We start from the raw sequence: 14,843 nt of genomic DNA, 5'->3' as shown, positions 1-14,843 counted from the left end.
ATACGCCTGAAAAATGAAAAAAAGCGGCCTATTATCAGGCATTGCGTGCCTGACCACAACCGCCCCGGCAGAGGCGGCGTTTAATAGCGCACTCAGGATTAAATTTTTGACGTTTTTTTCAGCATCAGGGGGCGATAAACGTGGTTTTAACCCGCTGAGAACGCTTGAAATAAGGCACCAGAATACTGGCCGCCAGCAGGGCGAACAGTAACGTGCGCAACGCCAGATTATCGGAAACCGGAGAGTAGACAAAAGTCTTCACTGCCAGTACCACATTCAGTAACAGCCAGAGAGTGTAATGGCGCGGCAGGCGCTGAGAGCGCTGGCAGAAAATCCACGTAATCCATGCCGTGTAGACCAGCATCAGCGCCGAGGTGGCCAGAGAGGCTCCCCACTGCAGCAGCACCGGCTGCGGGGCGCTCATCGGTACCGGGCGCAGAACTAACAGGGTAATGACCAGCGCCGAAGCCAGCAACGTGACAATCAGCCAGGCCAGCGGCACCATCAGCCAGCCGCCGAGGCGCGGTTTCGAATTAACAGTCACATAGTGTCCTTTTTTCAGCCCTGAATGGCAAAAGCGCAGCGCTTGCAAGCGACACGCGTGATGGAGCTGGATTATACGGAATATCGCGCGTCAGGTCATCAGGGCGATAACCTGCTGTCAGGTCAGACGACGTAGTGCCAAACCGTTTTCGGCACGCAGCCGAGGTCAAACAGACGCCCACCGGAGGCCAGTTCAGCGCGGCGATGATCGGCCGCACGGTACATCAGAATAATTTCAGCATCGTTATTCAGGGAATAGTTCAGATGATCGAAAAGTTTTTCCAGCGATTCCAGTGAATTAACTTTACGAAATTTTAACAGATAATCATGAACGGTCATTGTCGCCATCCAGCTACAGAACAGGAAATCACGTAGTATATTATTCTGTAAAAAAGAATCTACAACCATCCGTTGTGTCGCCATTAAAATCAGACAATTCAGCAGGTCACGTCAGAAAAGCACACATTTTTTAAGATTATTCTCTGTGCTGATGAGATATTGCCTGTTTAACTCCCTTTGGTCTTAAACATACTGCGCTGAGTTCCCTCGCTTTCGCGACAGAAAAGCGGAAGAGGACCGGCAAAGCCTCCAGATTAAACTGTGCCACAGCTCACAGTTATCATTTTTACTCCGGGCCAGTAAAAGGACGCGCAGTATGGCAGAACTTCACGCGGTGCTGTAATCGCTTCCAAATGCATCTGGCGCAAACGCTTCTGTTTATTACAGTTATTTAACCTTCTTTTGGCACCTTATGCGTGTTTTTTCCATATGACCTACCGGGTAAACGATCGGCTCTGATAGCGTAACCTCTTTGATTTGTTGAATTTTGTGAGCATTGTCGTAAATGTTTTTCGGTGAATAGGCCAGGCTTATGTGGCTCTTAACCCTATACGATAAAATCCCTTCAGAGGAATAATGATCATGTGGAAGCGTTTACTCTTATCCACCCTTATCGGCGCCAGCCTGTCTGCACCTGCGCTGGCCGAATCAATGACCGTCGGGTTCTCACAGGTTGGCTCTGAATCTGGCTGGCGCGCAGCAGAAACCAGCGTGGCAAAAAGTGAGGCACAGAAGCGCGGCATTACGCTAAAAATCGCCGATGGCCAGCAAAAACAGGAGAACCAGATCAAGGCGGTACGCTCCTTTATCGCCCAGGGCGTTGATGCGATCTTTATTGCGCCGGTCGTTCAGACGGGCTGGGAGCCGGTGCTCTCTGAAGCGAAAGATGCCAAAATTCCGGTGTTCCTGCTGGACCGCGCCATCGTAGTCAAAGACAAATCCCTCTATCAGGCAGTGGTGACGGCAGATAACGTCTATGAAGGCAAGCTGATCGGCGACTGGCTGGTGAAACATCAGGCGGGCAAGCCGTGTAACGTGGTTGAGCTGCAGGGCACCGTCGGTGCCAGCGTGGCCATTGACCGTAAAAAAGGCTTTGCTGAAGCTATTGCCAATACCCCGAATATTAAAGTCATCCGTTCGCAGTCCGGCGACTTTACCCGCAGCAAGGGTAAAGAAGTCATGGAAAGCTTCATCAAGGCAGAAAACAACGGCAAAAATATCTGCATGGTTTACGCGCACAACGATGATATGGCGATTGGTGCCATTCAGGCGATCAAAGAAGCGGGTCTCAAACCGGGTAAAGATATTTTAACCGGGTCGATTGATGGTGTGCCGGACATCTATAAAGCGATGCTGGCCGGTGAAGCTAACGCTAACGTCGAGCTGACGCCGAATATGGCCGGCCCGGCGTTTGATGCGCTGGAAAAACTGAAAAAAGACGGCACCATGCCGCCAAAAATCATCAAAACAGAAACCAGACTGTACCTGCCAGCCGATGCGCAGGCCCAGTTAGATACCAAAAAAGGAATGGGTTACTGATCCCCGCGCCGCCCCCCAGCGGGGCGGTTAAATTCTTGCCTGAGGCACGTGTATGACCATCGAAACCCCAACGCCTGCGTTGCTGAGTATCAGCAACGTCAGTAAATCCTTTCCCGGCGTCCGGGCGCTGGATAATGTCTCGTTTGACCTTCGCCCCGGCGAAATCATGGCGCTGCTGGGGGAAAACGGAGCGGGAAAATCTACGCTCATCAAGGTGCTTACCGGCGTTTACCAGCGCGATGCCGGTACACTGATGCTGGCCGGTCAGACGATTAATCCGCGCAACACCGCAGAAGCCCAGCGGTTGGGTATCGGCACGGTTTATCAGGAAGTGAACCTGCTGCCTAATATGTCGGTTGCCGACAACCTGTTTATTGGCCGTGAGCCAAAACGCTTCGGCCTGATCGACCGTAAAACCCTTAATCAGCGGGCGATAAAGCTGCTGGCTGACTATGGCTTCGAACTGGATGTCACCCGTCCGCTGGGGCAGTATTCAGTGGCGATGCAGCAGATTATCGCCATCTGCCGCGCCGTCGATCTGTCGGCTAAAGTGCTGATCCTCGATGAACCGACCGCCAGTCTGGATGCCAGTGAAGTGACCATGCTGTTTACCCTGATGGAACAGCTGAAGGCCAGAGGCATGAGCCTGGTGTTCGTCACTCACTTCCTCGACCAGGTTTACCGTATCACCGACCGCATAACCGTGCTGCGCAACGGGCAGTTTATTGCCACGCGTGACACCCGCACGCTGCCGCAGATTGAACTGATCAAACTGATGCTGGGGCGCGAGCTGCTGGAAACCGCGCTGCAACGGGCGGGCAGTACGCTGAAAAGCAACCAGCCGGTAGTGGAGTTTAAAGATTACGGCAAGAAGGGCACCATCGAACCCTTCAGCCTCAGCGTGCGTCCGGGGGAGGCCGTCGGGCTGGCGGGGCTGCTCGGTTCAGGACGGACAGAAACGGCGGAACTGCTGTTCGGCATTAAACGCGCCGACAGCGGCCGCGCCTTCATCAAGGGAAAACCTCAGACCATTCGCTCTCCGGCTCAGGCATCGCGCCTCGGCATGGGTTTCTGCCCGGAAGACCGTAAAACCGACGGCATTATCGGTGCCGCCTCGGTGCGCGAGAATATAATTCTGGCGCTCCAGGCTCAGCGCGGCTGGCTGCGACCCATTCCGAAGCGTGAACAGCAGCAGGTGGCCGACCGCTTTATCAAAAGCCTGGGCATCCGTACCCCGGATGCTGAACAGGCGGTTGAGCTGCTCTCCGGCGGCAATCAGCAGAAGGTGCTGCTGTCGCGCTGGCTGGTGACGAAACCGCAGTTCCTGATTCTGGATGAACCGACGCGCGGTATCGACGTCGGGGCGCACGCGGAGATCATTCGTCTGATTGAAACGCTGTGCGCCGACGGCCTGGCGCTGCTGGTGATCTCCTCAGAGCTGGAGGAGCTGGTCGGCTACGCCGATCGCGTGGTGATCCTGCGCGATCGTCAGCAGGTGGCCGAAATCCCACTCGAAGAGTTGTCCGTTGCCGCCATCGTTAACGCGATTGCGGCGGGAGGGGAGCAACATGCCTGAATCGCATTTGATGACGGGGAAACCACCGATGTTAAAACGAAAACTGCCGCCGGGGCTGCCCCAGATTGGCGCACTGCTGCTGGTGCTGCTGATTGACAGTCTGGTTGCCAACAACTTTTTTGCTGTTCACCTGCAGGACGGACGGCTGTTCGGCAGCCCGATTGATATTCTCAACCGCGCTGCGCCGGTGGCCATTCTGGCGATAGGCATGACGCTGGTGATTGCCACTGGCGGCATCGACCTGTCGGTCGGCGCGGTGATGGCGATTGCCGGGGCCACGGCGGCTACGATGACTGTCGCCGGGCACAGCCTGCCGGTGATTATTCTGGTGACGCTGGGCAGCGGTCTGCTCTGCGGGCTGTGGAACGGCGTGCTGGTGTCACTGCTGAAGATCCAGCCGTTTGTCGCCACCCTGATCCTGATGGTGGCGGGGCGCGGCATTGCCCAGCTGATTACCCAGGGGCAGATTGTGACCTTCGACAGCGATGCGCTGGCGCGGCTTGGCAGCGGCACGCTGCTCCTGCTGCCGGTTCCGGTGTGGATAACGGTCGCCCTGGCGCTGCTGGTCTGGCTGCTGACGCGAAAAACTGCACTCGGCATGTTTATTGAAGCGGTGGGCATTAATCTGCGCGCGGCGCGCAATGCGGGTGTTAACGGCTGGCTGGTGGTCATGAGTACCTATGTGCTCAGCGGGCTGTGTGCCGCCGTTGCCGGGCTGATTGTTGCTGCGGATATTCGCGGTGCCGATGCCAATAACGCCGGCCTGTGGCTGGAACTGGATGCTATCCTGGCGGTGGTGATCGGCGGGGCATCGCTGATGGGCGGTCGCTTTAATCTACTGCTGTCGCTGATTGGCGCGCTGATTATTCAGGCGATGAATACCGGGATCCTGCTGTCCGGTTTCCCACCTGAGCTGAATCAGGTCGTCAAAGCGGTGGTGGTGATGCTGGTACTGCTGCTGCAATCCCCGCGCTTTATCCAACTGTTTAAAAGAGGGCACCGCCGTGATTAAACGTCATCTGCCGTTAATGATCACCCTGCTGGTGTTTGTAGCGGGTTATCTGTTCTGCCTCAGCCAGTTTCCGGGGTTTGCCTCAACCAGGGTGATTGCCAATATCCTGACGGATAATGCGTTCCTCGGCATCATCGCCGTCGGCATGACCTTTGTTATCCTCTCCGGCGGTATCGACCTGTCGGTCGGGGCGGTGATTGCCTTTACCGGCGTGTTCCTCGCACGATTAATCGGCGACTTTCACGTTGATCCGTGGCTGGCCTTTGCGCTGGCGATGTCGCTGGGCACCGCATTCGGGGCATTTATGGGCTGGCTGATTGATGCCCTGAAGATCCCGGCATTTATCATTACCCTCGCCGGGATGTTTTTCCTGCGCGGCTGTAGCTATCTGGTAGCAGAAAGCTCGTTACCGATCGATCATACCCTGTACGCCACGCTGTCCTCAATGGCGTGGAAAATCCCCGGCGGCGGGCGTCTCAGCCTGCTGGCGGTGATTATGCTGGCGGTGGTGGCGCTGGGAATTTTACTTGCACACCGCAGCCGCTTTGGTAATCAGGTCTACGCTATTGGCGGCAATGCCACCTCGGCGCAGCTGATGGGGATTTCCACCCGCAGCACCACGGTGCGCATTTACATGCTGTCTTCCGGGCTGGCGACGCTGGCAGGCATCGTGTTCTCCATCTATACCTCTGCGGGCTATGCGCTGGCCGGGATGGGCGTGGAGCTGGATGCGATTGCATCCGTAGTGATTGGCGGTACGCTGCTGTCCGGTGGGGTTGGCACCGTACTGGGAACCCTGTTCGGCGTGCTGATACAGGGGCTGATCCAGACATGGATCAACTTCGATGGCACCCTGAGTTCGTGGTGGACCAAGATTGCGATTGGCATACTGCTGTTTGCCTTTATCGCGCTACAGCGCCTGCTGACGGTGATGTGGGACCGCCAGCAGAATGCGCCGGTGAAACGGTTGATATCATAAAAGTGTGACGCAAGGGGCGAGCCAACAAGGGTCGCCCTCTGCGCTAACCTGCCTGTGGCAGCGGGATTAAACATCATGCTGTTGCAGATAACGCCACGCGTACTCGCAAAATCCTCGCCGCCGGTGGTCGTCTTCTCGGCAAACAGCACCCCCATGCATCCGATAGTCACTACCGCTGGTTACAGCGCGGAGGTCTCGCAGGAGACAATGCTCTGCACATTATCATTCCCCAAAAATCACAGGGTTTTCAGCTATCGGCTTGAGTGGTCTCTATAACCTGGCCGGAGTGACCAGCAGATATTTAAACAGGGTGAGGGGGCGGCAGGAGGGAATCTGGCAGGCGGTAAGGCGGACCCTTTCCTGGTCCGCCCTTACTGTTCTCAGAATAAGGATATTAACGCTGATTCAGGCGATAGTACGCTTCATTCCAGCGCAGGGCGTCGCGGAAGCCGTGCAGGGTGGTCTCTTCATCGATAACCAGCACTTCAATTCCGTTCAGCTCGGCATACAGACGCATATCTTCCACCGTCAGCGCCTGGCTGAACACGGTGTGGTGAGCACCACCGCCGAGGATCCAGGCTTCGGATGCGGTAGCAAGCGATGGCTGGGCGCGCCACAGGGCGCGGGCCACCGGCAGCTTTGGCAGCGCCTGAGGCTGTTCAATGGCATCCACCACGTTAACCAGCAGGCGGAAACGGTCGCCCATATCAATCACGCTGGCATTCACCGCGCGTCCCGCCGGGGCGGAGAAGATCAGACGGGCCGGATCGGCTTTGCCGCCAATGCCCAGCGCCTGGACATCCAGCAGCGGTTTGGCTTCACGCGCAATGGTCGGGCACACTTCCAGCATGTGTGAGCCCAGCACCAGGTCGTTACCCGGTGCAAAATGGTAGGTGTAATCCTCCATAAACGAGGTGCCACCCGGTAAATCTCCCGCCATGACCTTAAATACGTGCAGCAGCGCGGCGGTTTTCCAGTCACCTTCACCGGCAAAACCATAGCCCTGCTGCATCAGGCGCTGTACCGCCAGGCCCGGCAGCTGCGTCATGCCGTGCAGGGTCTGGAAGTTAGTGGTGAAGGCCCGGCAGCCTTCGCCGTCGAGGAAACGCTTGATCCCCAGCTCAATACGGGCGGCATCCAGTACGTTCTGGCGTTTGTCGCCGTTGACGGCCGCCGCAGCGCTGAATTCGTAGCTGCTCTCATACTCATCGACCAGCGCGTTCACGTCGCCGTCGCTGACCTGGTTGATTACCTCCACCAGGTCACCCACGCCCCAGCCGTTAACGGCATAACCGAACTGAATTTGCGCCGCTACTTTATCGCCTTCGGTCACTGCCACCTCGCGCATGTTGTCGCCAAAGCGCGCGACCTTGAGCTGCTGGCTGGCCTGCAGGGCGGCGGCACCGCGCATCCACTGGCTGATGCGCTGCTGTGAGCGCTGATCCTGCCAGTGGCCGGTGATCACCTGATGCGGCAGACGCATGCGCGCGCCGATAAAGCCGAACTCACGGCCGCCGTGTGCGGTCTGATTCAGGTTCATAAAGTCCATATCCATGCTGTCCCACGGGATCTCCGCGTTGAACTGAGTATGGAACTGTAACAGTGGCTTATTCAGAATCGACAGGCCGCCGATCCACATTTTGGCCGGGGAGAAGGTGTGCAGCCAGGTGATGATGCCCAGACAGCTCTGGTCATGATTGGCCTCACGGCACAGCGACAGCGCTTCATCGGGCGTTTTCACCAGTGGCTTCAGGTGCAGCGGGAAGGGCAGAATGCCCGCACGGTTGAGGCCATCCACCACCTGCTGACCGTGCTGCTCGACCTGGCGCAGGGTTTCCGCACCGTACAGATGCTGTGTACCAATCACAAACCATACGCTGCGGGCGTTTAACTGTGTCATAAAACGATTCCTTAACTGACTGATGAGGGTTGTGGAGCAAACTGCGGTTCCGCCAGTTCACACCATTGAAGATAACGCTGATAAAGCTGCTGGAAGCGGGCGACGCGCGCCGGATCGGGTTGCAGGGTCTGGTCCAGCGGGCTGGCCATCTGCGCCTGCGCCGACGGAATATCGGCATAGACCCCAGCGGCAACGGCGGCAAAGATGGCAGCGCCCAGCGCACAGCACTCGTCGGAGGCGACGATATCCAGCGGACGATTCATCACGTCACAGCACACCTGCATAATCGCCGGTGATTTACGCGCAATACCGCCAAGCGCCAGCACCTGCTGTACCGGGATATCCTGTTGTTCGAAGCACTCCATAATGGCGCGGGCACCAAAGGCAGTGGCGGCGATAAAACCGCCGAACAGCGTCGGGGCGTCGGTGCCGAGGTTAAGGTCGGTGATCACCCCTTTCAGACGCTGGTTAGCAAACGGGGTGCGGCGGCCGTTAAACCAGTCAAGTACCACCGGAAGGTGGTCGAGCTGTGGATCGGCAGCCCATGAGGCCGTTAATTGTTCCAGTAATCCCTGCTGAATGGCTTCCAGCTGGGTTTTCAGTTCCGGCTGCTGCTGCGCCGCCTGCACCAGAGGCCAGCTCAGCAGGCGGCTGAACCAGGCATACATATCGCCAAAGGCTGACTGCCCGGCCTCCAGCCCAATCATTCCCGGCACCACGCTGCCGTCCACCTGACCGCAGATCCCTTTGATAGCGCGGTCAGCCACGCGGTCAGCGTCGGCAATCAGAATGTCGCAGGTGGACGTACCAATCACTTTCACCAGCGTATACGGCTGCGCTCCGGCACCGACGGCACCCATATGGCAGTCGAATGCACCGCCGGAAAGGGTCACCTGACCCGGCAGCCCCAGGCGCTGCGCCCATTCGGCACTCAGCTGGCCTACCGGCACATCGGCAGTCCAGGTGTCGCTGAACATCGGGTGGTCGAGGTCCGAGGTCAGCAGCGGATCGAGAGCATTAAGGAACTGCGCGTCGGGAAGCCCCTGCCACAGCGGGTGCCAGAGCGACTTATGACCCGCCGCACAGCGCCCGCGTTTCAGGTCGGCCGGGGCCGTAGTGCCGCTCAGCAGCGCCGGCACCCAGTCGCACAGCTCTACCCAGGAAACCGCCGCTTCACGCACCGCCGCATCGTTGCGGCTGATATGCAGAATTTTCGCCCAGAACCATTCTGAGGAGTAAATACCGCCGATAAAGCGCGAATAATCCTGGTACTCGCCGCTGTGGCACAGCCGGGTAATGGCTTCCGCCTCTTCAATGGCGGTATGGTCTTTCCACAGCACGAACATGGCATTCGGGTTGTCGGCAAATTCAGGCCGCAGCGCCAGCACCCGACCTTCGCGATCGATGGGCGCCGGGGTTGACCCGGTGGAATCCACCCCGATGCCGACCACGTTTTGGCGCTGCTCAGGCGTCATTTTAGTGACAACGTCACGAATAGCCTGCTCCAGCGCATCAATATAGTCCTGGGGATGATGGCGGAACTGGTTGTGGGACGGATCGCAGAAGCGTCCGGTTTTCCAGCGCGGATAAGCCACCACCTGCTTGTACAGCTCGCGACCGCTGGCGCACTCTACCGCCAGCGCCCGCACCGAGTCGCTGCCGAAATCCAGACCGAGGGTAATCGCACCCTTTTGCATAGTTGCTCTCCGTAATGTTCAGAACAGACTTTTTTAATGTTCCTCTATCCTGGAAACATGGCGGCGGAGTGGTTAGGTGCGGCTGGCTGCATATATGTACTTTCCTGTCATCAGGTACGGGAATGTGATGGGCTTCAAATGTTGCGTATCGGTTAAATTTGCTGAATAGATGGACAAAACGACTGTAATTTCAGGGTGTGATAGCGCTCTACAAATTTCCATTTACTTGCGGGTAAAACTAGCGCACTACCGCCACTGTTATGACGTCAGTGCTCAGGTAAGGTGTTGTTTAGAAGCTTTTAAATTTTCCTACAACCGATTGTTACCGTTTACATAATCCCGCCTCAGGCGGGCACTGAGCCGGAGAGCCTCATGCACAAATTCACTAAAGCGCTGGCCGCGATTGGCCTTGCTGCTGTTATGTCACAATCCGCTATGGCGGAATCCATGAAGCTGGGTTTCCTGGTGAAACAGCCGGAAGAGCCCTGGTTCCAGACGGAATGGAAATTCGCTGACAAGGCCGGTAAAGATCTCGGCTTTGAGGTAATTAAAATCGCCGTGCCGGACGGTGAGAAAACCCTGAATGCTATCGACAGTCTGGCCGCCAGCGGAGCAAAAGGCTTCGTCATCTGTACGCCCGATCCGAAACTCGGTTCGGCGATTGTGGCCAAAGCACGCAGCTACGGGCTGAAAGTGATCGCCGTTGACGACCAGTTCGTGACGGCAAAAGGAAAGCCGATGGACACCGTGCCGCTGGTGATGATGGCCGCCACCAAAATTGGCGAGCGTCAGGGGCAGGAGCTGTATAAAGAGATGCAGAAACGTGGCTGGGACGTGAAAACCACCGCCGTGATGGCGATTACGGCCAATGAGCTGGACACTGCCCGCCGCCGCACCGGTGGCTCCATTGAGGCGCTGAAAGCGGCCGGGTTCCCGGAAAAACAGATTTACCAGGTCCCGACGAAATCCAACGATATTCCCGGTGCATTTGACGCCGGTAACTCTCTGCTGGTTCAGCATCCTGAGGTGAAAAACTGGCTGATCGTCGGCATGAACGACAACACCGTGCTCGGCGGCGTGCGTGCCACCGAAGGTCAGGGCTTCAAGGCGGCTAACGTGGTAGGCATCGGTATTAACGGTGTGGATGCGGTCAGCGAGCTCTCCAAAGGCAAGGCGACCGGCTTCTATGGTTCTCTGCTGCCAAGCCCGGACGTTCACGGCTATCGCAGTATCCAGATGCTGCACGACTGGGTCACCAAAGGGGTTGAGCCTGCCAAATTCACCGAGGTCACCGATGTGGTACTGATTACCCGCGATAACTTCAAAGCTGAACTGGCGAAAAAAGGCCTGATGTAAGGCACTGGCGAAGGGGCGGACCTTTATCCGGTCCGCCCGAAACGGCATGCCCCGGTATTCGTAGGGGCGGACCTTTTTTTCCGGTCCACCCGAAACGGTATGCCCCGGTATTCGTAGGGGCGGACCTTTTTTTCGGTCCACCCGAAACGGCATGCCCCGGTATTCGTAGGGGCGGACCTTTTTTCCGGTCCACCCGAAACGGCATGCCCCGGTATTCGTAGGGGCGGACCTTTTTTTCCGGACCGCCCGAAACGGTATGCCCCGGTATTCGTAGGGGCGGACCTTTTTTTCCGGTCCGCCCGAAACGGTATGCCCTGATATTCGTAGGGGCGGACCTTTTTTTCCGGACCGCCCGAAACGGCATGCCCCGGTATTCGTAGGGGCGGACCTTTTTTCCGGTCCGCCCGTAACAGACGTCCCAAATGCAGGAGACACCATGACCTCGCAACCGCCGTATCTGAGTTTTCACGGTATCAGTAAAACCTTTCCCGGCGTCAAAGCGCTGCAGGACATCAGTTTTGACTGTTATGCAGGGGAAGTGCATGCCCTGATGGGCGAAAATGGCGCGGGCAAATCGACGCTGTTAAAAATTCTCAGCGGAAGCTACCAGGCGAGCGGCGGCGAAATCCGCCTGCAGGGCCAGCCGGTCAACTTCCAGAATACCACCGACGCGCTCAACGCCGGGGTGGCCATCATTTATCAGGAACTCCATCTGGTGCCGGAAATGTCGGTGGCAGAAAACATCTTCTTAGGTCAGCTACCGCAGCGCGGCGGGCTGGTCAACCGTTCCCGTCTGCGCAGCGAAGCCGCGCGTCAGCTGAAAACCCTGGGTATGGATGTTGACCCGGATCTTCCCCTGAAGTATCTCTCTCTCGGTCAGTGGCAGATGGTGGAGATCGCCAAAGCGCTGACGCGCAATGCTCAGGTGATCGCCTTTGATGAACCGACCAGCTCGCTGTCTGCGCGTGAAATCGATCAGCTGTTCCGGGTTATCCGCCAGCTGCGGGCTGACGGACGCGTGGTGCTGTATGTCTCTCACCGCATGGAGGAGATCTTTGCCCTCAGCGATGCCATCACGGTATTTAAAGATGGCCGCTATGTGCGCACCTTCACCGATATGACCACCACCGGCAATGATCAGCTGGTGCAGGCGATGGTCGGGAGAGATATCGGCGATATCTACGGCTACCGCCCGCGCGCGCAGGGTGAGGTTCGCCTGCAGCTGAACAACGTGCATGCCAGAGGGGTGCGCAGCCCGGTGTCATTCAGCGTGCGCGCCGGGGAAATTGTCGGGCTGTTTGGCCTGGTCGGGGCCGGGCGCAGTGAACTGATGAAAGGGCTGTTTGGTGCCACGCGCCTTATCAGCGGTGAGCTGAGTCTTGACGGCAAACCGCTCACCATCAGGGAGCCGATTGAAGCCATCCGTGCCGGGATCATGCTGTGCCCGGAGGACCGTAAAGCTGACGGTATCATCCCGGTGCACTCGGTGCGCGACAATATCAACATCAGCGCCCGCCGTAACAACCTGACGGCAGGCTGCCTGATTAATAAAGGCTGGGAAGCCAGCAACGCCGGAGTACACATCCGTTCGCTGAATATCAAAACCCCCTCGGCTGACCAGCTGATTATGAACCTGTCCGGCGGCAACCAGCAGAAGGCGATCCTCGGCCGCTGGCTGTCTGAAGAGATGAAAGTGATCCTGCTGGATGAACCGACGCGGGGCATTGACGTTGGGGCTAAAAACGAAATTTATCAGCTGATCTACGCGCTGGCAGAGCAGGGTATCGCCGTGCTGTTTGCCTCCAGCGATTTGCCCGAAGTCATGGGGCTGGCCGACCGCATCCTGGTGATGCGCGAAGGTGAAATCGCCGGAGAGCTGGATCATAACGACGCCACAGAAGCGCTGACGCTGAGCCTGGCGATGCCGAAAACCGCCAAACCTGCCACACACGTGGCCTGAATATGCAGGAGAAACCTATGTCTACGACCTCATCCGTAACACCCGCCGCGCCGTCGCGTTTCAGTCTGAGCCGCATCTGGGACAATTTTGGCATGCTGGTAGTGTTTGCCGCGCTGTTTATTGCCTGCCTGGTCTTTGTGCCTAACTTTGGTTCGCTGATCAACATGAAAGGCCTGGGTCTCGCTATGTCGATGTCCGGCATGGTGGCCTGCGGCATGCTGTTCTGCCTGGCGTCGGGGGATTTTGACCTGTCGGTGGCGTCGGTGATTGCCTGTGCCGGGGTAGTATGCGCGGTGGTGATCAACATGACGGAGAGCCTGTGGATTGGCGTGGCGGCCGGGCTGGTGCTCGGCGTTGCCTGCGGCTTTGTGAACGGGTTTGTGATTGCCAAACTGAAGATCAACGCGTTAATCACCACGCTGGCCACCATGCAGATCGTCCGCGGGCTGGCCTATATCTTCTCTGACGGTAAGGCGGTAGGGATTGAAGATGAGCGCTTTTTCGCCCTCGGTTACGCCAGCTGGCTTGGCGTGCCTGCGCCGGTGTGGCTGACGATAATTACGCTGGCCCTGTTTGCCTTCCTGCTGAATAAAACCACCTTTGGCCGCAATACGCTGGCGATTGGCGGCAATGAGGAAGCGGCGCGCCTCGCCGGAGTGCCGGTGGTACGTACGCGGATTATCATCTTTATTCTCTCCGGGCTGGTCTCAGCGGCGGCGGGTATTATTCTGGCTTCGCGTATGACCAGCGGCCAGCCGATGACCTCGCTGGGTTATGAGCTGATTGTTATCTCTGCCTGTGTGCTCGGCGGCGTGTCCCTCAAGGGCGGCATTGGTAAAATCTCTTATGTTATCGCCGGGGTATTGATCCTCGGAACGGTAGAGAATGCGATGAATTTACTGAATATATCGCCTTTCTCACAGTACGTGGTTCGCGGTCTGATATTGTTAGCAGCGGTGATTTTCGACCGCTACAAACAGAAAGCCAAAGCGGTCTGACAGGAGGCGTTATGTATCATCGTCTGGCGCCGGTGGCGCAGTCCAACCCGTTACTGCCAGGATATCCGTTCAGCGCCTGGCTGGTGGCCGGGTTGACGCCGATTAACGCGGCGGGGCCGCTCGATTTCTTTATCGATCGCCCGCACGGCATGAAAGGCTACATTCTTAATCTGACCATTAAAGGGCGCGGGCGGGTGTTTGACGGTGAAGCCGCCTTCGACTGCGAACCCGGCGATCTGCTGCTGTTCCAGCCGAAAACGCCGCACTACTATGGCCGCCAGCCCGACAGTGACTGCTGGTATCATCGCTGGGTCTATTTTCGCCCGCGCGCCTACTGGAGCGACTGGCTGGAGTGGCAGGATGAAGCTCAGGGCGTAGGGCGGCTGCGGCTGCCGGAGTCGCTGCGCGGCGAGTTTGACCGCCTGTTTGCCAACATTGAACACACCCATAACTCCGGGCGTCCCTTTGCCGAAGAGCTGGCGATGAACCTGCTGGAACGCCTGCTGCTGCGCGCGGTGCAGGAGGATCCGCGCAGCCAGCAGCAGGTGCGTGACGCCCGCGTGGTGGAAGCCTGCCAGTACGTGACCAACAATCTGGCGGCTGAAGTAAAAATAGAAGAGGTCGCCAGACACGTCTGCCTGTCGCCATCGCGGCTGGCACACCTGTTCCGCGAGCAGATGGGCGTTAACCTGCTACGCTGGCGTGAAGATCAGCGGGTGATCCGCGCCAAGCTGCTGTTGCAGACGACTCAGGAACCGATCGCCAGTATTGGCCGCGAAGTCGGGTATGACGACCAGCTCTACTTTTCGCGGGTGTTCCGTAAACGCGCCGGGGTCAGCCCCAGCGATTTCCGCCGCCGCAGTCTTGATGCCCACGACGCGCTGGTTGCCCAGGAAACCTGGCATTTGCCGCGCCGGGCCAACGAGTAGTTTTAGGGTTAATCC

General features: G+C 57.8%; 12 protein-coding genes. 8 read left to right on the top strand and 4 right to left on the bottom strand.

Translation table 11 applies throughout. The features are described from left to right. Window positions 1–124: 124 nt before the first annotated feature. Together ABEH87_RS04545 and ydgT are read right to left on the bottom strand one after the other, a co-directional pair. On the bottom strand, window positions 125–544 hold the full coding sequence (locus tag ABEH87_RS04545; RefSeq protein ID WP_346574288.1) for a DUF2569 domain-containing protein: 420 nt from the start codon (window positions 542–544) through the stop codon (window positions 125–127). 122 nt (window positions 545–666) lie between these two features. Beyond that, a complete protein-coding gene (gene ydgT, locus ABEH87_RS04540; RefSeq protein ID WP_346574286.1) occupies window positions 667–882 on the bottom strand; it encodes a transcription modulator YdgT in 216 nt (71 codons plus the stop codon). A gap of 582 nt (window positions 883–1,464) precedes the next feature. Here ydgT and ytfQ point away from each other — a divergent pair. The 4 genes from ytfQ to yjfF are packed head-to-tail and all read left to right on the top strand — an operon-like array spanning window position 1,465 to window position 5,988. Next, entirely contained in the window at window positions 1,465–2,421 is a 957-nt protein-coding gene (ytfQ, locus tag ABEH87_RS04535) for a galactofuranose ABC transporter, galactofuranose-binding protein YtfQ (RefSeq protein WP_346574284.1), read from the top strand. A gap of 52 nt (window positions 2,422–2,473) precedes the next feature. Further along, window positions 2,474–3,997 (top strand): galactofuranose ABC transporter, ATP-binding protein YtfR, encoded by a 1,524-nt coding sequence (gene ytfR / locus ABEH87_RS04530; protein ID WP_346574283.1) that lies wholly within the window; start codon window positions 2,474–2,476, stop codon window positions 3,995–3,997. Between the two features lie 10 nt (window positions 3,998–4,007). Beyond that, on the top strand, window positions 4,008–5,009 hold the full coding sequence (ytfT, locus tag ABEH87_RS04525; RefSeq protein ID WP_346574582.1) for a galactofuranose ABC transporter, ATP-binding protein YtfT: 1,002 nt from the start codon (window positions 4,008–4,010) through the stop codon (window positions 5,007–5,009). Continuing rightward, window positions 5,002–5,988: a galactofuranose ABC transporter, permease protein YjfF gene (gene yjfF / locus ABEH87_RS04520; protein WP_346574282.1), complete on the top strand. Its 987-nt coding sequence runs from the start codon at window positions 5,002–5,004 to the stop codon at window positions 5,986–5,988. Before ytfT ends, yjfF begins: the two co-directional genes overlap by 8 nt. A 394-nt stretch (window positions 5,989–6,382) precedes the next feature. On the opposite strand, the gene araA is transcribed toward yjfF, so the two are convergent. Further along, window positions 6,383–7,888, bottom strand: coding sequence for an L-arabinose isomerase (gene araA, locus ABEH87_RS04515; RefSeq protein WP_346574280.1), 1,506 nt, complete (start codon window positions 7,886–7,888; stop codon window positions 6,383–6,385). A gap of 11 nt (window positions 7,889–7,899) precedes the next feature. Beyond that, on the bottom strand, window positions 7,900–9,585 hold the full coding sequence (locus ABEH87_RS04510; RefSeq protein WP_346574278.1) for a ribulokinase: 1,686 nt from the start codon (window positions 9,583–9,585) through the stop codon (window positions 7,900–7,902). A 372-nt stretch (window positions 9,586–9,957) separates the two neighbouring features. On the opposite strand from ABEH87_RS04510, the gene ABEH87_RS04505 reads away from it, so the two are divergent. The 4 genes from ABEH87_RS04505 to araC all read left to right on the top strand — a co-directional run bounded on the left by ABEH87_RS04505 (window position 9,958) and on the right by araC (window position 14,828). Next, window positions 9,958–10,941 (top strand): arabinose ABC transporter substrate-binding protein, encoded by a 984-nt coding sequence (locus ABEH87_RS04505; protein ID WP_346574276.1) that lies wholly within the window; start codon window positions 9,958–9,960, stop codon window positions 10,939–10,941. Between the two features lie 436 nt (window positions 10,942–11,377). Then, a complete protein-coding gene (gene araG / locus ABEH87_RS04500; protein WP_346574274.1) occupies window positions 11,378–12,901 on the top strand; it encodes an L-arabinose ABC transporter ATP-binding protein AraG in 1,524 nt (507 codons plus the stop codon). A gap of 17 nt (window positions 12,902–12,918) precedes the next feature. Next, window positions 12,919–13,899: an L-arabinose ABC transporter permease AraH gene (araH, locus tag ABEH87_RS04495; protein ID WP_346574273.1), complete on the top strand. Its 981-nt coding sequence runs from the start codon at window positions 12,919–12,921 to the stop codon at window positions 13,897–13,899. 11 nt (window positions 13,900–13,910) lie between these two features. Next, on the top strand, window positions 13,911–14,828 hold the full coding sequence (gene araC, locus ABEH87_RS04490; protein ID WP_346574271.1) for an arabinose operon transcriptional regulator AraC: 918 nt from the start codon (window positions 13,911–13,913) through the stop codon (window positions 14,826–14,828). Window positions 14,829–14,843 lie beyond the last annotated feature (15 nt).

Source organism: Erwinia sp. Eh17-17, assembly GCF_039675725.1.
In the GTDB taxonomy this organism is placed as follows: Bacteria; Pseudomonadota; Gammaproteobacteria; order Enterobacterales; family Enterobacteriaceae; genus Erwinia.
The sequence above is the reverse complement of the archived record's forward strand: the minus strand, read 5'-3'. Positions and strand labels throughout refer to the sequence as shown.